The organism is Lysobacter sp. Soil_N_51, assembly GCF_057655755.1.
In genome coordinates, this window is record NZ_JBDGLR010000006.1 from 247,745 (window position 1) to 268,247 (window position 20,503).

Annotated in this window: 12 protein-coding genes; 7 read left to right on the forward strand and 5 right to left on the reverse strand. The window is 65.2% G+C overall.

The window, feature by feature from the left end; all coding sequences use genetic code 11:
* The first annotated feature begins 223 nt into the window (after positions 1-223).
* From AC3A4T_RS12980 to AC3A4T_RS13005, 6 genes are all read left to right on the forward strand, one after another.
* Complete coding sequence (locus AC3A4T_RS12980; RefSeq protein WP_487675767.1) at positions 224-895, forward strand: TetR/AcrR family transcriptional regulator; 672 nt, start codon at positions 224-226, stop codon at positions 893-895.
* A gap of 40 nt (positions 896-935) precedes the next feature.
* On the forward strand, positions 936-2,771 hold the full coding sequence (locus tag AC3A4T_RS12985) for a phosphoenolpyruvate carboxykinase (GTP) (protein ID WP_487675768.1): 1,836 nt from the start codon (positions 936-938) through the stop codon (positions 2,769-2,771).
* Positions 2,772-3,000: 229 nt separating this feature from the next.
* A complete protein-coding gene (locus tag AC3A4T_RS12990; protein WP_235567901.1) occupies positions 3,001-3,576 on the forward strand; it encodes an RNA polymerase sigma factor in 576 nt (191 codons plus the stop codon).
* A gap of 41 nt (positions 3,577-3,617) precedes the next feature.
* A complete protein-coding gene (locus AC3A4T_RS12995) occupies positions 3,618-4,448 on the forward strand; it encodes a hypothetical protein (protein ID WP_487675769.1) in 831 nt (276 codons plus the stop codon).
* Positions 4,449-4,465: 17 nt separating this feature from the next.
* The gene (locus AC3A4T_RS13000) at positions 4,466-5,434 is read left to right on the forward strand and encodes a DUF4097 family beta strand repeat-containing protein (RefSeq protein ID WP_487675770.1); all 969 of its coding nucleotides are present in this window, start codon (positions 4,466-4,468) and stop codon (positions 5,432-5,434) included.
* A 124-nt stretch (positions 5,435-5,558) separates the two neighbouring features.
* A complete protein-coding gene (locus AC3A4T_RS13005; protein ID WP_487675771.1) occupies positions 5,559-6,905 on the forward strand; it encodes an aspartyl/asparaginyl beta-hydroxylase domain-containing protein in 1,347 nt (448 codons plus the stop codon).
* A gap of 153 nt (positions 6,906-7,058) precedes the next feature.
* Here the strand turns inward: AC3A4T_RS13005 and AC3A4T_RS13010 are convergent, their stop codons facing one another.
* The 5 genes from AC3A4T_RS13010 to hslO form a co-directional block, all read right to left on the reverse strand.
* Complete coding sequence (locus tag AC3A4T_RS13010; protein WP_487675772.1) at positions 7,059-9,965, reverse strand: TonB-dependent receptor plug domain-containing protein; 2,907 nt, start codon at positions 9,963-9,965, stop codon at positions 7,059-7,061.
* Between the two features lie 238 nt (positions 9,966-10,203).
* Entirely contained in the window at positions 10,204-13,215 is a 3,012-nt protein-coding gene (locus AC3A4T_RS13015) for a TonB-dependent receptor plug domain-containing protein (RefSeq protein WP_487675773.1), read from the reverse strand.
* A 329-nt stretch (positions 13,216-13,544) separates the two neighbouring features.
* A complete protein-coding gene (locus AC3A4T_RS13020; protein ID WP_487675774.1) occupies positions 13,545-16,529 on the reverse strand; it encodes a TonB-dependent receptor plug domain-containing protein in 2,985 nt (994 codons plus the stop codon).
* A 1,036-nt stretch (positions 16,530-17,565) separates the two neighbouring features.
* Positions 17,566-18,381, reverse strand: coding sequence for an XOO1806 family protein (locus AC3A4T_RS13025; protein ID WP_487675955.1), 816 nt, complete (start codon positions 18,379-18,381; stop codon positions 17,566-17,568).
* Positions 18,382-18,558: 177 nt separating this feature from the next.
* Positions 18,559-19,503 (reverse strand): Hsp33 family molecular chaperone HslO, encoded by a 945-nt coding sequence (gene hslO / locus AC3A4T_RS13030; RefSeq protein ID WP_487675775.1) that lies wholly within the window; start codon positions 19,501-19,503, stop codon positions 18,559-18,561.
* Between the two features lie 202 nt (positions 19,504-19,705).
* On the opposite strand from hslO, the gene mtgA reads away from it, so the two are divergent.
* Positions 19,706-20,479: a monofunctional biosynthetic peptidoglycan transglycosylase gene (mtgA, locus tag AC3A4T_RS13035; protein WP_487675776.1), complete on the forward strand. Its 774-nt coding sequence runs from the start codon at positions 19,706-19,708 to the stop codon at positions 20,477-20,479.
* Positions 20,480-20,503: the final 24 nt, after the last annotated feature.

The window sequence follows — 20,503 nt, forward strand, 5'->3', positions numbered from 1 at the left end:
TAGTGAAGTCAACCATGGTGGACCGCTTGTTTTCGCCCGCCGCGCCGGAGCGGGCCTGACCAGGACGTTGGCGGACGTTTCGCCGTCAGTTGTGTTGCATCGCAGCATATTGGCAGCGTTTTCCGCCACGGTTCCCACTAATCCCGATTCCCCAATCCCGAATCCGGTCTCTTCTTCGCCGCGTACTGTCCCCGACCCTGGCGTATGGTTAAACTTGTCATCCATGAACCAGCCCGCCTCGAACAAGCCCGAGCCGAAGCTCGACACCCCGTCCGCCGATCTTCGGCCCGACGGCAAGCCCACTGACAAAGCCAGCGAGCCGGCCAAGCCCGAACGCAGCGGCCGGTTGAGCGCCGACGACTGGGCCCAGGCCGCGCTCGACCTGATCGCCGAGCAGGGCGTGGCCGCGGTCGCGGTCGAACCGCTCGCGCGCAGGCTCGGCGTGACCAAGGGCAGCTTCTACTGGCATTTCCCCTCGCGCGACGCCTTGCTGGTGGCCGCGCTGGAGCGTTGGGAAAAGGTCGAGCAGGAAACCGTGTTCGGCCAGCTCGAACCGATTCCCGATCCGCGCCAGCGCCTGCGCTCGCTGTTCCACCTCGTCGCCCACGAGGTCAAGTCGCACGTCATCTATTCCGAACTGCTCAAGGCGCTGGACCATCCGGCCGTGCAGCCGGTGATCGGGCGCGTATCCGAACGTCGCCTGGATTATCTGACCGCCTCGTTCCGCCAGGCCGGCCTGAGCCGCACCGATGCCCAGCATCGCGCGCGCCTGCTCTACGCCGCCTATGTCGGCTTCCTGCAGTTGAATCTGCAACTGCACCAGACCCGCATGCAACACGACGAGTTCGAAGCCTATGTCGAACACATGATGGCGACGCTGATCCCCTCGTCTTGAACCGTTTTTACTATCGTTTCCCCGGCTGGAGAGCAATGCCGTGAATGCACTATCGAAAGACGCCGCCCCCGCCACTGCCGTGCCGGGGAGCGCGGGCAGTGCGTTGGTCGCCCTCAACGAATGGGTCGCGCAGGTCGCCACGCTGACCCGTCCCGACAAGATTCAATGGTGCGACGGCAGCGATGCCGAGCATCAGGCGCTGGTCGCGCAGATGCTGGCCGACGGCACCCTGGAAACCTTGAACGAAGCCACCCATCCGGGCAGCTATCTGCACCGCTCGCATCCCGATGACGTGGCCCGCGTCGAACACCTCACCTTCGTGTGCACCAACGAACGCGAAGACGCCGGTCCGAACAACCATTGGATGGCGCCGCACGAAGCGCACGCCAAGATGGATGCGCTGTTCGAAGGCTGCATGCGCGGTCGCACCATGTACGTGATTCCGTATTGCATGGGCCCGATCGATTCGCCGCTGGCGCGTTGCGGCGTGGAGATCACCGATTCGCCGTACGTGGTCGCCAACATGCGGGTGATGACCCGCATGGGCGCGCCGGCGCTGGCGCGGATCGAGCGCGAGGGCACGGAGCGAGCACTTGGCGAGCGGGACAGCACGTTCGTGCGCGGCCTGCATTCGATCGGCGAACTCGATCCCGAGCGCCGTTTCATCATGCATTTCCCCGACGAATTGGCGATCAAGTCGTTCGGTTCGGGCTACGGCGGCAATGCGCTGCTGGGCAAGAAGTGCCATGCGCTGCGCATCGCTTCGCACCAGGCCCGTAACGAGGGCTGGCTGGCCGAGCACATGCTGATCGTCGGCATCGAGAACCCGCAGGGCGAAACCCATTACGTCGCCGCCGCATTCCCGTCGGCCTGCGGCAAGACCAACCTGGCCATGCTGATTCCGCCGGAAGGCTATCGCCAGGCCGGTTGGAAGGTGTGGACGGTCGGCGACGACATCTGCTGGATGCGTCCGGGCGCCGATGGCCGTTTGTACGCGATCAATCCCGAAGCCGGTTATTTCGGCGTCGCGCCGGGTACCTCGACCAAGTCGAATCCGAACGCGCTCGCATCCATCCAGACCAACACCATCTTCACCAATGTCGGCGTCACCGCCGACAACCAGCCGTGGTGGGAAGGGCTCGACAACGGCCAGACCCCGGTCACCGACTGGCGCGGCAACGCTTATGACGCCAGCAAGGGCCCGGCCGCGCATCCGAATTCGCGTTTCACCGTGTCGGCGAAGCAGTGCCCGAGCTATTCGCCGGAAGCCGAAAACCCGGCCGGCGTGCCGATCTCGGCGATCGTGTTCGGCGGCCGTCGCGCCTCGCTGGTGCCGCTGGTGTTCGAAGCGCGCGACTGGACCCACGGCGTGCTGATCGGCGCGGCGATGGGTTCGGAAACCACCGCCGCCGCGACCGGCGCGGTGGGCGTGATGCGCCGCGACCCAATGGCGATGAAGCCGTTCTGCGGCTACAACTTCGCCGATTATTTCGCCCATTGGCTGTCGTTCGACGATGCCGGCGCGAAGTTGCCGAAAATCTTCCACGTCAACTGGTTCCGCAAGGGCGACGACGGCAAGTTCCTGTGGCCGGGCTTCGGCGACAACCTGCGGGTGATCGAGTGGATGATCGGCCGGGTCAAGGGCGAGGCGGGCGCGACGCAAACGCCGATCGGCTATCTGCCGAAGGCCGGCGATCTGAATCTCGACGGCGTCGCGCTGAACGAGGAAGCCCACGCCAAGCTGTTCGGTTTCGACCATGCCGGCTGGAGCGCGGAGTTCGACAGCATCGGCGAGTACCTCGGCGAGTACGGTCCGCGCATGCCGCAGGCGCTGCACGATGAGCAGCGGCGGATCGCGGCTGCGTTGAAGGGTTGATCTGGTTCCAAGGAACGAGTGGAGAGGAGCGAGGAACGAGTGGCGCCAGACTGGGCCCCCACTCGGGTCTCGTTCCTCTCTTCTGTTTCGGGCCGACCCCAGATCCCCCTACGTGAACCGCGAGCCTCCCAGCCGAGGCCGCGGTACTCGTTCCTCACTCCTCTCAACTCACTCCTAGCCCTTAAACCCTGAGCCCCGACCCCGCATCGGACTCAGTATGCTGACCGCCGTGAACGAATCCCTAGCCGACGCCACCGTCTCGCCCGAAGCCGAGGACGATCGCGCGCTGGTCGCCGCGGCGGCTGCGGGCGGGGTCGCCGCATTCGAGGCCCTGTACCGCCGCCATGCCAGCCGGGTCCACGGCGTGATCGCACGCCTGGTCGGTTATCACGGCGCCCGCGCCGAGGATCTGACCCAGGAAGCCTTCGTCCGGGCCTGGCAGGCGCTGCCGAATTTCCGCTTCGAATCGGCGTTCGGCACCTGGCTGCACCGCCTGGCGGTCAACACCGCGTTGATGGAACTGCGCGGGCGCCGCAGCCGGCCGCTGGAGGACAGCGACGAGGATGCGTTCGACGGCATCGGCAGCGCCGATTCCGCCGGCCACGTCACCGCGCTGTCGATGGACCTGGAGCGCGCCGTCGCCAGCCTGCCGCCGCGCGCGCGCGCCGTGCTGGTGCTGTACGACGTGGAAGGCTGGAAACACGAGGAGATCGCGGTCGAACTCGGCATGGCGGTCGGCAGTTCCAAGGCACAGTTGCACCGCGCGCGCAGCCTGCTGCGCACCCGGCTCGGAGAACAGGCATGAGCGACAAACCCCTCGATCCCCTGCGCACGCCCGACGGCGAGTTGCCCGACGCGCTGCGCTGGCAGTTGCGCGCGCTGCGCCGCGACACGCCGCCGACGCGCGATCTGTGGTCCGGTATCGCCGCGCGTCTGGGCGAACAGGAACCGCCGCTGGACGAGCCTGCGCCGGTCGGCCATCTCGCACCGATCGTGGCGGCGCCCGGCGAAGCATCGCCGGGCGAAGCGGCACCGATCGAAGCGGCGCCGGCACCGCAGGTCATCGTGCTGCGTTCGCGCGAATCCGCGCGCCCGCGCTGGCTGGCGCCGATGGCGTTGGCGGCGAGCGTCGCGGTGCTGGCGATGGCCTTGGGTGTGATGTGGAAGGGCGGGGCGGCGGTGGATGGCACGGCGGCGGGCGATGTGGCCGCTGTGAGTGACGCCGGTCGTCAAGATCCTTCTGCATCGGCTGCTACGGGTGTCGCTGAGGTCGGGACGACGCCAGCCGATAGTCGCGCCGGTACTCGGAGTTCCTCTGCCTCAACGGACACCGGCATCGCTCAAGCCGCGACGACGCCGGCTGACAGTCGCGCCGGTACTCGGAGTTCCTCTGCCTCAACGGACACCGGCATCGCTCAAGCTGCGACGACGCCGGCTAGCTTGGTCCAACGTGAAGCCGACGGCATGACCCGCCAGTATCAAGCCGCGATGCGCGAGATCGAACCGGTGAGCCAGCAGGCGATCGCGCTGAAGCCGGCGTTCGACGAACTCGACCGCAACACCGCGCTGATCCTCGACGCGATGGCCCACGACCCCGATTCGCGCCTGCTACTCGAACAGCTGCGCCGCACCTATGCACGTCGCCTCGCGCTGGCTCAGCGCGTCGCCTACACCTGATCCAGGAGGACGCCACGATGACCTACACACGCTCCCGCACCACCTCTCGCGTCCTCCAGCGTCTGCCCGCTGTCGGCCTGTGCAAGCTCGGCCTGCTCGCGCTCGGCCTGGCCGCCGCGCTGCCGGTGTTCGCCGCGACGCCGATCAATCAAAGCCGCCCGATCGATCCGCTCGGCAGCGTCGAGATCGACAACGTCAAGGGCCTGATCCAGGTCCGCGCCTGGGACCGGCCCGAGGTCAAGATCGAAGGCTCGCTCGGCGAAGGCGTGGAAAAGCTCGAGATCGAAGGCGATCGCGAGAATCTGTCGATCAAGGTGCGCTATCCCAATCGCGGCAGCGGCATGGGCTTGCTCGCCGGCGGCGACAAGGGCGAACCGACCGAACTGCGCGTGACCGTGCCGCTGCGGGTGAAGCTGGAGATCGATGCGGTCTCGGCCGACGTCGACGTCAGCGGCGTGGCCTCGCGCGAACTCAGCATCGACAGCGTCAGCGGCGATGTCGTCGTCGCCGGCGCGCCGCGCGAGGCCGAGATCGACAGCGTCAGCGGCGACCTGCGCCTCACCCTCAACAGCGGCAAGGTCTCGGCCCAGACCGTCAGCGGCGATCTGGAATTGCGCGGACGGCTCAACGGCGAGGTCTCGGTCGAGACCGTGTCGGGCAAGGTCGACCTGGCCACGCGCGAATCGAGCTTGAACAAGCTGTCCGGCAACTCGGTGTCCGGCGATCTGCGCGTGGCCGCGGCGCTCGTCGACGGCGGCGAGGTGTCGCTGGAAACCGTCAGCGGCGACATCCGCCTGACCTTGCCGCGCAGCCTGTCGGCGAACGTGCGCGGGCAGAGCTTCAGCGGCGACCTGCGCGCGCCGGATGTGCAGATCCAGCGGCCCAAGCACGGCCCGGGTTCGAGCTTCGAACACCGCTACGGCAACGGCAGCGGCAAGATCAAGCTCGAGACCTTCTCGGGCGACGCGACGCTGGAACTGAACTGATCGATCGCGCGGCCGGCGCAACGCTGGTCGCGCCAGCCGCGGCGATCGCGAACCGCATGCGCGCCGTCGCCGCGCGGCCTGTGCGCCGCCGCGCCGGCAGTGTATTTTCTTCGCCAGGACGCGCATGCCGCGTCCGCTGCGCACGCACCGCAGCGACGGCCGGCAGGGGCGCGGCCGCGACATCCAGCCCGGCGAGGACGCGGTCTTGAACGAGCAGGTCAATCAACTGGTCCAGGCCGCCGGCCTGGCTTCGCGCGCGGGCCGTTGGCAAGAGGCGGAAAAGCTCTGGCAACAGGTGCGCGCGATCGCGCCGCAGCATCCGCAGGCGCTGTACAGCCTCGGCATCCATGCCTTTCAGCAGGGCGACACCCAGGGCGCGATCGAGTTGCTGCATGCCGCGCACCGCGCCGCGCCGAACGACCCGATGATCCTGCTGTCGATCGGCGTGGTTCAGCGCGAACGCGGCGACGGTGCCGCTGAGTGGGAGGCGATCAGCGCCTCGCTGGTGGCCGATCCGTATTTCCTGGCCGGGTTGCTGGCCAAGGCCTCGTTCTTCGAACGCCAAGGCAAGCCGCGCGCGGCGGCGGATGCGTATCGCAACGCGCTGACCGTCGCGCCGCCGCAGCCGCATTGGCCGGAGATGCTCAAGAACCAGTTGCTCCACGCCAGCCAGCGAGTCGAGGCATATCGCGAGGAGTTCGCCGAGTTCCTGGCCCACCGCGTCGGCGGGCCGCGCGCCGCGCTCGATGCCGGCACGCTCGGCCGCTGGGATGAAGCGGCGTCGATCATGGTCGGCCGCAGCAAGCCGTATCACGCCGACTGCAATCAATTGTGCGTGCCGCGTTTGCCGGCGATCCCGTTCCACGATCGCTCGCAGTTTTCCTGGGTCGAGGAACTGGAAAGCCGCACCTACGACATCGTCAAGGAAATGCGGGTGGTGCTGCGCGAAGAGCAGGCCGAGTTCACTCCTTACATCGAGTACCAGCCCGGCGACCCGGTCAACCAATGGCGCGAGCTCAATCATTCGCGGCGCTGGAGCACCTACAAGCTGTGGAGTTATTCCAAGCCGGTCGACGAGCATCTGGCGCGTTGCCCGCAGACCCGCGCCGCGCTGGAGGCGGTGGAAATGGCGGCGATCGCCGATGTCTGCCCGAACGCGATGTTCTCGGCATTGGCGCCGCATACCCATATCCCGCCGCATCACGGCGAAACCAACGCGCGCCTGGTCGTGCATCTGCCGTTGATCGTGCCGGACAACTGCCGCTATCGGGTCGGGTTCGAACGGCGCGAATGGAAGGTCGGCGAAGTGCTGATCTTCGACGACTCGATCGAGCACGAAGCCCACAATGACAGCGACGAGCTGCGCGTGGTGTTGATCTTCGACGTGTGGAATCCGCTGCTGTCGCTGGCCGAGCGCGAGATGGTCAACGCGATGATGGGCGCGCATCGGGATTTTCTGGCGGGTCGCTGACCGTCCGCATTGCCGCGCAGGCCGCGCGGGACCGGTGGTGGGACGTGTCGCATCGAGTCCTAATCCCGAATCCCGAATCCCGAATCCCGAATCCCGAACGAAAAAAAGGCGGGCCGAAGCCCGCCTTGAATTCGACTCGGATCGTGTTTCTTATCAGAAGCGCATGGTGATGCCCATGGTGTAGTAGCGCCCCAGGGTGTCGTAGTTCTGCGGGAAAGTGTTGCCGCTGTTGAAGCTGGTGCTGCCGATGTTGCTGCCCACGACCGGCGGCTTCTTGTCGGCGATGTTATTCACCGTGAAGTTGATCCGCGCGTTCCACGGCAGTTCGTAGGCCATGGTCAGATCGAAGTAATCGTACGCATCGATCGACGTGTAAGCCGGGAACCATTCGATCGGGCCAGGCTCGACGTCGACCGCGCTCAGGTGGCGCCAGTTGAAGCCCAGCTCGAAGTCCTTGATCGACCAGACCGCGCGGAAGTTCGACTTGTAGTCGTACACGATGCCGGCAATGACGTTGCACGAGACGCCGTAAACGCCGACGCAGTCGTGCTTGGGCACCAGCGAATTGGCCTGGTAGTCGTACTTGTCGGTCTTGGTCAGATCGAGGGCGAAGTCGAGGCGGCCCCACTCGTTGCTCAGCGGGATGCCGTAACGCACACCCAGATCCCAGCCGCTGGTGGTGATGCGGCCCTGGTTCGAGCGATCAAGGAACGGACCGCGCGCTTCGCCGTTGAGCGAGCCGTCGCCGGCTTCGCGCGCGCCGATCATCAACTGGCACAGCGGGTTGTTGATGCTCAGGGTCGGGTTGTACTGGCGGTCATAGCAACCGAACAGCGCGTCGCCCAGCACCGGGCGGGTGATCGCGTCCTTGATGTCGATCTTCCAGTAGTCCAGGGTGATCGACAGATCTTCCAGCGGCTGCCACACCAAGCCCAGGGTCTGGGTATCGGCTTTTTCCGGGCCGAGGATCGGGTTGCCGCCGGCGAAGGCGTTGGCCTGACCGGAGTTCGGGCCGTCGACGCCGTTGGCACTGTCAATCACTGCACGCGGCACGCCGGTTGCGACGCACAGATCCGCCACCGCGCCCGTCGAACCGCCGTTCTTATCCAGTTCGGACTTTTGGCAGGGATCAACCGCGCTGTTGTCCAGGCCGGTGACGATAGGCTGGAACAGCTCGTTGACGTTCGGGGCGCGGGTCGCGCGCTGGAACATACCGCGGAAGCGCAGGCTTTCGATCGGTGCCCATTCCAGGCCGTACTTGTAGCTGCCGTAGTCGGTGTCGGTCTGACCCGACTTGAACTCGCTGTGGCGGTAGCCGGCTTCGAAGTTCAGCGCGTGCGCGCCGCTCTTGCCGCTGATGATCGGCACGATGGTTTCGAAATAAGCTTCGCGCAGGGTGAAGCTGCCCTGGACGTCCGGGTTGGCGCCGCCGGAGCCCTGCACTTCCTCGGAGTCGCGCGAGGCGGCGTCGGCGCGGTTGAGCGCGTCCACCTTGCGTCCTTCCAGGCCGAACGCCAGACCGATCGGGTAGTCGGCCCATGGGCTCTTGAAGCCGTCGCCGAGGTCGCCGTTGACCGAGCCGGACCACACTTCCTGTTCCACGCGCTGGGTGGCGAAGGTCAGCACTTCCAGGAACTTCTTCGAGTTCGGGCTGATCGTGCCTTCCACGCCCCACAGGTTCAGCGGCACGCAGCCGTTGCGCGGATCGATGCAGTTGATACCGTCGGTGGACAGCAGCGCCTGCTGAGTGCGGGCCTTGGACAGGAAGCCTGCCGAGACGGTCAGCTGATCGGCTTCACCGTGCGACCAATAGGCGTCGTAGCGCCAATTGTCGTTGATGTTGCCGCGCACGCCGAGGGTGGCCTGGAAGACCTTGTTCTGGAAGTCGGTGGAGCGGGTGCCCAGCTCGGTGGTGCGGCGGTTGAGCGTGGTATTGACGGTCGCGGTGCTGCCGGCGACGCACTGACCCGGGGCCACGGCGAAGGTCGCGCAGATCTGCTGACGCGCCGCGTCGGGGATCAGCGGGTTGCCGATGCCGAGATCGAAACGGCCGCCGAACAGGCCGCCCGGTGCGATCTGCGAGAACACGTTGGAGCGGGTATAGAGCAGCTGGGTATAGGCCTCGGCGTGCTCGTTGACCTCGTAACGACCCAGCGCGGTGGCCTGCCAGCGGTCGAGAGCGGTCTGATTGAAGTTGTACGGGTTGAAGTTGAACGGCGTGACGATGCCGTCGAACCGGCCGGTGGCCGGATTGATCTGGCCCAGGCCGCCGCCGACGCGGGTCGGGATCGAGGTGCCAGAACCGCCGGGTTCGCCGTTGGTGGAATCCAGATTGAATTCGGAGAAGCCGCGCGCGCCCTGCAGCAGCGGGTCGTTGTCGGTCTTGCCCAGGCTGATCACGAAGTTGCCGCGACCGTCGTCCAGGTTCATGCCCATGGTGACGCTGGTGTTGCGGCGGTCGCCGTCCTGCTTGCTCGACTGGCCGTAGCTCGAGTTGACTTCGATGCCTTCGAAGTTGCGCTTGAGCACGAAGTTGACCACGCCGGCGACCGCATCGGCGCCGTACACCGCGGACGCGCCGCCGGTGACCAGATCCACGCTGTCGATCAGCGCGACCGGGATGACGTTGGTGTCGACGACGCCGAACAGATTGAACGGAACCACGCGGCGGCCGTCCATCAGCACGACGGTGCGGTTGTCGCCCAAGCCGCGCAGGTTGACAGTGGCGCCACCGTTGGAGCCGTTGTTGGTGCCCGGACCGATCGACGGTACCGCGCCCGGCACGATTTTCAGGAAGTCTTCCGCGGCGACCGGCTGATTACGCGCGATCTCTTCGCGATCGACAGTCATGACCGGGCTGTTGGTGGTCAGGCCCGGAATGGAAATGCGGCTGCCGGTGACCTGGATGCGATCCAGGGTGGTGGCGTCGGCTTCAGCGGGAGCCGCGGCGGGAGCCGAAGCGTCCTGGGCGGAGGCCAGTCCGGTGCCGGCCAAGCTGGTCGCACCGACGCACAACGCGAATACGATCGCGTCGCGCAGTTGGGTGGTCTTCAGGGTCATCTCTCTCTCCAAGTGTCCTGAACGAACGGGAATGCCAAGCGAATGGGGCTTGCCAAACGGCGTATAAGCAACGGCCTAAATTGGCAAAGCCCGGCCGATAGTAGACGGCTTGGGGGATTAATTAAAGTGTTGTTAAGGACTAATTAGCGTCGCATGAAGATCTGCGACTACATCCGTCCGCCATAAAAAAACACGGCCCCGAAGGGCCGTGTGGGGTGTCGCGATACCGCGGTGTCGCTTAGAAGCGCTGCTGGTACTTGAAGTAGATGAAGCGACCGATGTCGTAGCCGCCGTAGTACGCGTAACCCGAGTTCGGGTTGTCGTAGTTCGGGGCCGCGTAGTGCTCGAACACGTTGTTCGCGCCGACCGCGATGGTGGCGTTCCACGGCGCGTTGAAGCGGACCTGCATGTCGTGGAAGGTGTTCGAACCCAGTTCGTTCATCGGCGTATTCGCACCGTTGAACTCCGGAGCGGTGTAGTCGGGCAAGGAGCAGCGATCATCGAAGCTGCAGTTTTCCTTCACGCCGGAGTAGTAGCGCATGCCCCAGGTGAAGCCCCACGGACCCTTGTCCCAGCTCAGGTTGAGGTTGGAGCGCAGGCGGAAGAAGCCGCCGAAACCGTTCTGCTGCGACGGCACGGCCTCACCGAGCACGTCGGTCTGCAGTTCGTTCTTGACGGTGTAGCTGCTGAGCCACGCCAGACCGAAACGGCCCCATTGCGTGTCGAGGCGGTAGTTCACGTCGAAGTCGAAACCTTCGACTTCGTTGTAGCCCACGTTGATCGGCGCGAAGATGAAGCTGTTGACGCCGCCGGTCACCGGATCACGGGTGAAGCGCGAACGCGACGGATCCTGTCCGACGTTGCAGCGGGACGTGATGCCGCGGGTGTAGCAGTCGGCCAGCACCTGGCTCGGGCTGTCGGCGGTGATCGCGTTTTCGATCTTGATGTTCCACCAGTCCAACGACAGGTTCAGGTTCTCGATGAAGCCCGGGCTCCACACGACGCCGAAGGTCTTCGAGGTCGAGGTTTCCGGAACCAGCTGATCGTTCGAGCCCGACAGGAACGGCGTACCTGTCTGGGTGTTTGGACGCGGTGCCTGGCCAGTGGCGGTATTGGCCGGCTGACGGAAGTTCGGCGGTACCCGCAGACGCGGATCGCCGTTGCCGACGCAGGCCGCGGAACCGCCGGAGTTGCCGAACAAGGTGTCGCAGGGGTCCGTGTAGAACGCGAAGGACTGGCTCAGACCGCCGAACAGATCGGCGATGGTCGGGGCGCGGAAGCCGTCCGCGTAGGTCGCGCGAACCAGCAACGACTCGATCGGCTTCCACTTCACGCCGAACTTGCTGTTGACCGTGTCGCCGAAGGTGTCGTAGTCGGAGTAACGGGTCGCCAGGTTGACGGTCAGTTCCTTCGCGCCGGCCATGTCGGCCAGGATCGGAATCTGCAACTCGCCGTAGAACTCGTCCAGGCTGTACGCGCCGCCGGTCGGGCCGCTGGCCAGATCGGTCGAACCGCCGGTCTGCGACAGAGCATCGGGCGAGAAGTTGCCCTGTTCCTTGCGGTGCTCGTAACCGACCGCCAGGCTCAGGTCACCGGCCGGCAGGGTCGCCAGGGTGCCGCTGAAGTTGACGAAGTAGTCGGTGGTCTTGGTCTTACCGAGCGCCTGACCGTTCTGGTACAGGAACTTCTGCACGTTCGGGTCGTTCAGGCCGTTGGCGCCGGCATAGCCGAACGGCAGCAGCGGGTTCCACGGGGTGCACTGACCGCCGCCGGAGCCGAGAGCGATCGGATTGGCCTGCGTGCCGCACTGAACCTGGCCCTGTGCATTGAGGAAGGACGGACCGACCGACTGACGCGTATTGGCGACGTTGAGATTACCGGTGCTGATCTGGGCGGCCTGGTTCTCGTTGTACAGATAACCGGCGTCCCAATCCCAGATCTTGCCTTCGCCCAGTTCGAACGAGCCGCTGAACGTACCGGTGAAGCGGTAGGTGGTTAGGCTGTTGCGGACCTGGCGCGGCACTTCCCAGCCACGACGCACGAAGTGCACGAAGGTCGGGGTCTGGCCGGACGGCATGGTGCCGTTCGCGACGGCCTGATTGCCGACCGGGTTGTAGTAGCTGTCGACCGAGATCGGGGTGTTGAAGCCCGGCGAGAGGACGGCGGACTGGAACGGATAACCGGCGTTCTGGGCGAAGGAGTCGCGGTCGTTGTACTGGATGTCGGTGTCGAAACGCAGCCAGTCGGTGATGTCGTAGCCGGCGTTGACGAACAGCGACTTGCGCTCGATGCCGCTGTACACGGTCGACTGTTCGGACGGCAACGAAACATCGAGGTTGGGGTCACGCAGGCGATAGTTGGCGATATTGCGCGGGTCGAGTCCCGGAACCTGGCGGTTCAAGAACAACTGGTTCGCCAAAGTCGGCAATTCGGGCGTGCCGTTGCGCAAAGTCCTGCCAGTCGGAATCAGCAGCGCGCCCCACTGGGTGGTGCCGGAGAATACGAAATCGCGCGGCTCGCTTTTCGGACCGGTAGGAGCACCCGCCTGCGAGAACCAGCGGTCGCGGGCCCAGACCGGATCTTCCTTCGAGTATTCGGCGCCGATGGTGACCGAGCCGCGGTCGCCGGTGAAGCCCATGGTGAAGTCGTAGCTCTGACGCGTGCCGTCGCCCTGGCCCCACTGGCCGATGTAGCCGTTGGCTTCGGCGCCTTCGAAGTTCTTGCGGGTGATGATGTTGATCACGCCGGCGATGGCGTCGGAACCGTAGATGGTGGACGCGCCGTCCTTGAGGACTTCGATGCGTTCGACCATGCCCGACGGAATCGAGGAAACGTCCTGCAGACCATCGTTGGTCGCGCCCAGGCGCTTGCCGTTGACCAGCACCAGGGTGCGATTGGCGCCGAGGTTGCGCAGGTCGATGTAGTAACCGCCGACGGATTCGCCCGAGGACAGCGGCGAGGTGCGGCTGATCGCCGGCGAGCCCGCGGCGGTGATGTTCTGCAGGATGTCGGCGACCGACTTGTAGCCCTGCTTCTCGATCTCGGCACGGCTGATCTGAAGAACCGGCGCGGCGGTTTCGACGTCGACCTGGCGGATACGCGAACCGGTCACTTCGACGCGGTCAAGCGTGGTGGCTTCCTTGCTGCCGGCTTCCTGGGCAAGCGCGGCGCCCGTGCCGACCAGAGCGGTGCTAGTCACCGCAAGAGCGAACGTAATCGCGTCTCGCAGCTGGTTGGTCTTCAGGATCATTTCGGTCTCTCTCTCTCTTCAAGGGCCTGATAAGCGGATTTCGATATGCAAGGTTGGCCGGAGAGCGCATATCAAAACGCCTCGTCCCGACTAACCGCGGCCCGGATACTAGTCACCTCATTTCGATAATTAAAGTGTCGTTAAAACGCCATGTGCGTATACATCGTATTAAATACGTACTAAATACATTTTCTATATGTAATGACGTGGAAATAAGGCTTGTAGGAAATATATTTTTAGTGGCTATTAAATGTATTTAAGTTATTTTTGGGCACAAAAAAAACGGCCCCCGAAGGGGCCGTTCTGGTGAAGCTATACCGCAGTGTTGCTTAGAAGCGCTGCTGGTACTTGAAGTACACGAAACGGCCGATGTCGTAGCCGCCGTAGTACGAGTAGCCGGAGTTCGGCTGGTCGTACTGCGGAGCGGCGTAGTGCTCGAACACGTTGTTCGCGCCGACCGCGATCGTGGCGTTCCACGGCGCGTTGAAGCGGACCTGCATGTCGTGGAAGGTGTTCGAACCGATTTCGTTCTTCGGCGAAACCTGACCGTTGGTGTCCGGCGCCATGTAATCCGGCAGCGAGCAGCGGTCGTCGAAGTAGCACTCTTCCTTCACGCCGGAGTAGTAACGCAGACCCCAGGTGAAGCCCCACGGACCCTTGTCCCAGCTCATGTTGAGGTTCGAGCGCAGGCGGAAGAAGCCACCGAAGCCGTTCTGCTGGCTCGGAGCGCCTTCGCCCAGGATGTCGGTCTGCAGTTCGTTCTTGCTGGTGTAGCTGTTCAACCACGCGAAACCGAAGCGGCCCCACTGCGTGTCGAGACGGTAGTTCACGTCAAAGTCGAAACCTTCGACTTCGTTGTAGCCCACGTTGATCGGCGCGAAGATGAAGCTGGTGATGGCGCCGGTGACCGGATCACGCGTGAAGCGCGAACGGGCCGGATCCTGTCCGGTGTTGCAGCGCGACTCGATGCCGCGGGTGTAGCAGTCGGCCAGCACGCGGGTCGGGCTGTCGCCGGTGATCGCGTTTTCGATCTTGATCGACCACCAGTCCAACGACAGGTTCAGGTTTTCGACGAAGCCCGGGCTCCACACGACGCCGAAGGTCTTCGAGGTCGAGGTTTCCGGAACCAGCTTGTCGTTCGAACCCGACAGGAACGGCGTGTTGGTCTGCGTGCCCGGGCCCGGGGCCAGGCCCGAAGCGGTGTTGGCGAGCTGACGGAAGCCGGCCGGCACGTTCTGCAAGCAGCGGGCATTGCCGGCGGCGTCGCCGAACAGGGTGTCGCAGGCGTCGGTGTAGAACGAGAACGACTGGCCCAGACCGCCGTACAGGTCGGCGATGGTCGGGGCGCGGAAGCCCTCGGCGTAGGTCGCGCGGACCAACAACGAGTCGATCGGCTTCCACTTCACGCCGAACTTGCTGTTGACCGTGTCGCCGAAGGTGTCGTAGTCGGAGTAACGGGTCGCCAGGTTGACGGTCAGTTCCTTCGCGCCCGGCATATCGGCCAGGATCGGGATCTGCAACTCGCCGTAGAACTCGTCCAGGGTGTACGAACCGCCGGTCGGGCCGCTGGCCAGATCGGTCGAACCGCCGGTCTGCGAGATCGCGTCGGGCGAGAAGTTGCCCTGTTCCTTGCGGTGCTCGTAACCGACCGCCAGGCTCAGGTCACCGGCCGGCAGGGTCGCCAGGGTGCCGCTGAAGTTGACGAAGTAGTCGGTGGTCTTGGTCTTACCGAGCGCCTGACCGTTCTGGTACAGGTACTTCTGCACGTTCGGGTCGTTCAGGCCGTTGGTGCCGGCATAGCCGAACGGCAGCAGCGGGTTCCACGGGGTGCACTGACCGCCGCCGACGCCCAGGGCGATCGGGTTGGCGGCCGTGCCGCACTGGACCTGACCCTGCGCATTGAGGAACGACGGACCCACCGCGCGACGCACGTTGGCGACGTTGAGGTTACCCGTGCTGATCTGGGTCGCCTTGTTCTCGTTGTACAGATAACCGGCGTCCCAATCCCAGATCTTGCCTTCGCCCAGTTCGAACGAGCCGCTGAACGTACCGGTGAAGCGGTAGGTGGTCAGGCTGTTGCGGACCTGGCGCGGCACTTCCCAACCACGACGCACGAAGTGCACGAAGGTCGGGGCCTGGCCGGCCGGCATGGTGCCGTTCGCGACGGCCTGGTTGCCGACCGGGTTGAAGTAGCTGTCGACCGACATCGGGGTGTTGAAGCCCGGCGAGAGGACGGCGGACTGGAACGGATAACCGGCGTTCTGGGCGAAGGAGTCGCGGTCGTTGTACTGGATGTCGGTGTCGAAACGCAGCCAGTCGGTGATGTCGTAGCCGGCGTTGACGAACAGCGACTTGCGCTCGATGCCGCTGTACACGGTCGACTGTTCGGACGGCAACGACACGTCCGAGCCGTTGCGGGCGCGGAAGTTGGCGATGTTGCGCGGGTCCAGGCCCGGGGTTTCGCGCGCGAGGAAGCGCGGAGCGCCCATCTGCGGGGTGCCGTTCGGCAGGGTGGCGCCGGTCGGAATCAGCAGCGCGCCCCACTGGGTGGTGCCGGAGAAGCCGAAGTCACGCGGCTCGCTCTTTTCGCCGGTCGGGAACAGCGCCTGCGAGAACCAGCGGTCGCGGGCCCAAACCGGATCTTCCTTCGCGTATTCGGCGCCGATCGTGACCGAGCCGCGGTCGCCGGTGAAGCCGATGGTGAAGTCGTAGTTCTGACGCGTGCCGTCGCCCTGGCCCCACTGGCCGATGTAAGCGTTGGCTTCGGCGCCTTCGAAGTTCTTGCGGGTGATGATGTTGATCACGCCCGCGATGGCGTCGGAACCGTAGATGGTGGACGCGCCGTCCTTGAGGACTTCGATGCGCTCGACCATGCCCGACGGAATCGAGGAAACGTCCTGCAGACCGTCGTTGGTCGCGCCCAGACGCTTGCCGTTGACCAGCACCAGGGTGCGGTTCGGGCCGAGGTTGCGCAGATCGATGTAGTAACCACCGACGGATTCGCCCGAGGACAGCGGCGAGGTGCGGCTGATCGCCGGCGAACCAGCGGCGGTGATGTTCTGCAGGATGTCGGCGACCGACTTGAAGCCTTGCTTCTCGATGTCGGCGCGGGTGATCTGAAGAACCGGCGCGGCGGTTTCGACGTCAACCTGACGGATGCGCGAACCGGTCACTTCGACGCGGTCAAGCGTGGTGGCGTCCTTGCTGCCGGCCGTGTCTTGCGCGGACGCAATGCCCGTGCCGACCAGGGCGGTGGTACCCACTGCGAGAGCGAAGGAAATCGCTTCGCGGAGCTGGGTGGTCTTAAAGGTCATCTCTCTCTCTCCGAGTCTGTCGTGTTGTACCCGTGGACTCACTGGCGGAGTCAATGCAAACGCCAAATCCAGCAAGTTGGCCGGATCGTAACTGCACAGGCACAAAAATTAAAGTGTTGTTAAGCATTAAATTTCACTTAAGTACGACAACCAGGCACTTGAAAGGCGTCCAAACGTTTGCTGACTTTGGCGTATGGATGAGTGGCGGGCCTGCAGAGGTCAGTTGTTAAGGTCAGGTTGAGAGACGACACGCGATGGGAGGCGGGGCTTCACGGGGCGCCCATGCAGGGTGGAATTCGGCGGCCTGGAAGTGCCAGACGAGCGTTGCCCTGCTTGGGTCCAGGGCAGAAACAGGCGTATTTCAGGCGTGCTGGCGTGGCCGTCCGCGCAAGCATTTTTTCCCGGCCAATCGCTTATTTTCAGGGGTTTCGGCGATTCGCGCGCTGGACGTTCCGGCTTGTGCGCGCGGGTGCGGACAGGGCTTGTGGCGATCCAGGTCAGGTGCGCTCGGCAGAAGTCAGTGGAGGTCGACGAAATGGTCGACCATGAGCGGTCGAGCTCTATTTATGTTGCGGCGCACAATGAGCGGTGATGGCCGGGCAAGCGCGCACACGTCAGAAGGACGGGCGCAACGCAAGGCTCATTAGGCACGTCAAAAGTGCCAGGTACGGGTGAACTTGCTTAGGAGTGGCGTAGACGGAGTGAAGCCACATCCAGGCACCGCTCTAGGTGCCTTCGTTCGACCAGTCTGTGGTCTGGGCTGAGGATTCCGCCGTGCCACGCGCCGTGCGACCGGACTGGACGTGCTTGAATCAGCCCGCCGTACCGGAGCCGTGCGGACGCTCAAACGTATCGGCCAGTGATCGATGGTCGAGGTCGAGGTCGAGGTCGAGGTATTGGCGGTGTGGTGGCGTTGGCGTCGTAGAGGCAGGCAATCACACGCCTGCAACCGCTAGATCAAGCGGTAAACAATCAAGCGCGGGAGCAATAAGCAGCGGACGCGAAACAAGGAGCGGGCGCGAAGCGCGCCTCGGGATCACAGATCCTGTTCGTAACGAACGTAAGGCACGGTGCCCTCGTCTTTCTCGCCGTTGCCGGGGGCGAACGGGTTCTTGCCGCGGGTAACCACGTTTTCCGCGCCGACGGTGAGCTGGCCGCTCCAGGGCGTACGCCAGGTCAGGCCGACGCCGAGACCTTCCCACTGGCTGGGCTGGCCGGGGGTGTCGACCACGCGGCCGACGATATTGGCGCCGAAATTGCCGATGCCGGCGCCGATGGTGATGCTCTTGCTGCTCCAGCGATCGGCCAGGCCGGGCATTTCGCCGGCCGGGATCAGCTTGGCGCGGGCCCAGGTGCCGCCGATCGAGACCATCGCCTCTCGGCCGATGTTCTTCTGGCCGTAGACGGTCAGGGTGTTCTGATCGACCCGGCTGTTGCGGTTGTTCGGGCTGAGCCAGCCGGGCAGGGCGTCGCGGCCGCTGCCGATCGCCACGCCGACCTTGCCGCCGGGGCGGCTGAGGCTGGCGCCCGCGGACAACTGCCGGTTATTGGCGCGGTCGGCGTCTTCGTCGAGGGCGGCGAGCAAGCAGTGATTGGCGAGATTGCCGATCGCGCCGGCCAGGCCGGTCTTGCGATCGCAGACCAGGCCGAGGCCATCGCCGCCGTCCAGGCCGAGGGTCGCATCGAAGGTGTTGGCGCCGGACTTCCAGCGCGCGCCGGCGGCCTGCTTTTCGGCCGGTTCCAGCTGCAGCACGTATTCGAGCTTGCCGTTGTTCTGGTTCCACACCGGCAGGTAGGTGGTATCGCGCTTGCTCTGCGCATGCGCGCCCGTTGCCACGCCTAGGGCGAGCAGCAGGGCAAGCGGCAATGAGCGCAGATGCTTGGGCATACCTTGAGTGTGTGGTTGAGCGCGGACTGACGTTAAGACCGGATGAAGCCGGCCGAGTTCCCCATTTCCTTGGCGTCGACTATAGCCGGTTTATGTTTATTTAACAATCTGAAAACGGTCCCAGATCGGCACTCGACAGGCTCACTGTACTCGCTGCGGAGCCTGCATTTGCACGGCAGCGGCGGCGAACAGGTCGGCAATTTGGTTGCGATCGAAACCATAGCGTTGGCCGCAGAACTCACAACGGATGTGCGCCTCGCCATCGGTGGCGTCGACCGCGGCGTCGGCTTCCTCGCGGCCGAGCGAGACCAGCATCGCTTCGACCCGTTCGCGCGAGCACGAGCAGGCGAACCCCAGCGGCTTGTCGCCCAGCAGCTGCACGCCGTCCTCGTGGAACAGGCGGTTCAGCACGGTCGCGGCCGGCAGGGTCAGCAGTTCGTCGCTGCGCAGGGTGTCGAACAGGGCGCCGGCGCGGACCCAGCCGTCGTCGTCGCCTTCGTCGCCGGGCAGCTTCTGCAGCATCAGGCCGGCGGCCTGGTGTTCGTCGGCGACCAGCAGCAGCCGGGTCGGCAATTGTTCGGACTGGCGGAAATAGCCCTCGAAGGCGCCGGCCAGCGAGTCGGACTCCAGCCCGACCAGGCCCTGGTAGCGGACCGGATCGCGGCCGTGCAGGCCGGGGTTTTCGATGGTGATCGCGAGCATCGCGTCGGGGCCGAGGTCGCGCAGGTCGCGCGAGACTTCACCGCCGTCCTCGGACAACTGCACGATGCCGCGCAAGGTGCCGGCCGCGGTGCATTCGGCGAACAAGGTGCGCAGCGCGCCGTTGCCGCGCAACTGCACCGACAGGCGGCCGTCGACCTTGGCGTGGCCGGTGAACAAGGCCGCCGCCGCGACCGCTTCGCCGAGCAGCTGCGCGGCCGCGGCCGGGTACTCGGCGCGCTCGCAGATCTGCCGCCAGGTGTCGTGCAGGCGGACATGCACGCCGCGCACGCCGGCCGCTTCGATCATGAAACGGGTCAGGCGGTCGCGCTCGCCGGGCGTGTCGGTGCCGTGGGCGGTGTTTGCGGCGGGATGGGCGTCGGTCATCGTCGTACTCTGGCGGCTGCGGCGCGGATCGCGCGCATTCCGAAGCCAGCGGCCTCGGCATCGCGGATAATGCGCGGGATTCTGTGAGGGGGGAGGTGAAGGCTATGCCGATGCGATCGGAGTGGAGATCACGAACGCGGGTTTGCCGCCACGCGGCAACAGTGGGGACGGCGATGGCACGGTGCAAGGCTTGAGCCGGGCCATGTCCGGCGCCAATCCCGGGCCCGGTCCGGTCGACGCCGCGAGCGGCCCGGGCCAGAGCGCGCCGCGTCCGCGCCGGTTGCGGCGCTGGCTGCGTTGGCTGATCGCGCTGCCGTTCCTGTTCGTACTGGCCTCGATCCTGCAGGTCGCGAGCCTGCGTTTCATCGATCCGCCGTTCTCGGCGTTCATGATGATCCGCCAGTTCGAAGCCTGGGGTTCGGGCGATTTCGGCTTTCGCCTGGCCTACGACTGGCGCGATCTGGACGAGATCTCGCCGAACCTGCCGGTGGCGCTGGTCGCCTCGGAGGATCAGAACTTCGCCGAACATTTCGGCTTCGATCTCAAGGCGATCGAGAAGGCGCGCAAGAACAACGAGCGCGGCCGCAAGGTCCGCGGCGGCAGCACGATCAGCCAGCAGACCGCCAAGAACCTGTTCCTGTGGAGCGGCCGCAGCTGGATCCGCAAGGGCATCGAAGCCTGGTACACGCTGCTGCTGGAGACGATGTGGCCCAAGCATCGGATCATCGAGGTCTACGCCAACATCGCCGAATTCGGCGACGGCGTGTACGGCGCCCAGGCCGCGGCCCGCACCTTCTACCGTAAGGACGCCAGCCGGCTGGCGCCGGCCGAAGCCGCGCGCATGGCCGCGGTGCTGCCCAATCCCAAGCGCTACAGCATCGCCAGACCGGGACCGTACGTGCAGCGGCGGGCCGGGGCGATCCAGCGGCAGATGCGCTACATCGGCGGCAGCGAGTACCTCAAGCAAATCGAGTGAAGCCGCCGCGGCGCGCCCGCGGCT

What these genes read in the sequence shown, in the direction of transcription:
- AC3A4T_RS13020 (WP_487675774.1), bottom strand. Translation starts at nt 16,529, where the DNA reads ATGACCTTTAAGACCACCCAGCTCCGCGAAGCGATTTCCTTCGCTCTC.
- AC3A4T_RS13015 (WP_487675773.1), bottom strand. Translation starts at nt 13,215, where the DNA reads ATGATCCTGAAGACCAACCAGCTGCGAGACGCGATTACGTTCGCTCTT.
- AC3A4T_RS12980 (WP_487675767.1), top strand. Translation starts at nt 224, where the DNA reads ATGAACCAGCCCGCCTCGAACAAGCCCGAGCCGAAGCTCGACACCCCG.
- AC3A4T_RS13010 (WP_487675772.1), bottom strand. Translation starts at nt 9,965, where the DNA reads ATGACCCTGAAGACCACCCAACTGCGCGACGCGATCGTATTCGCGTTG.
- mtgA (WP_487675776.1), top strand. Translation starts at nt 19,706, where the DNA reads ATGTCCGGCGCCAATCCCGGGCCCGGTCCGGTCGACGCCGCGAGCGGC.
- AC3A4T_RS13000 (WP_487675770.1), top strand. Translation starts at nt 4,466, where the DNA reads ATGACCTACACACGCTCCCGCACCACCTCTCGCGTCCTCCAGCGTCTG.
- AC3A4T_RS13005 (WP_487675771.1), top strand. Translation starts at nt 5,559, where the DNA reads ATGCCGCGTCCGCTGCGCACGCACCGCAGCGACGGCCGGCAGGGGCGC.
- hslO (WP_487675775.1), bottom strand. Translation starts at nt 19,503, where the DNA reads ATGACCGACGCCCATCCCGCCGCAAACACCGCCCACGGCACCGACACG.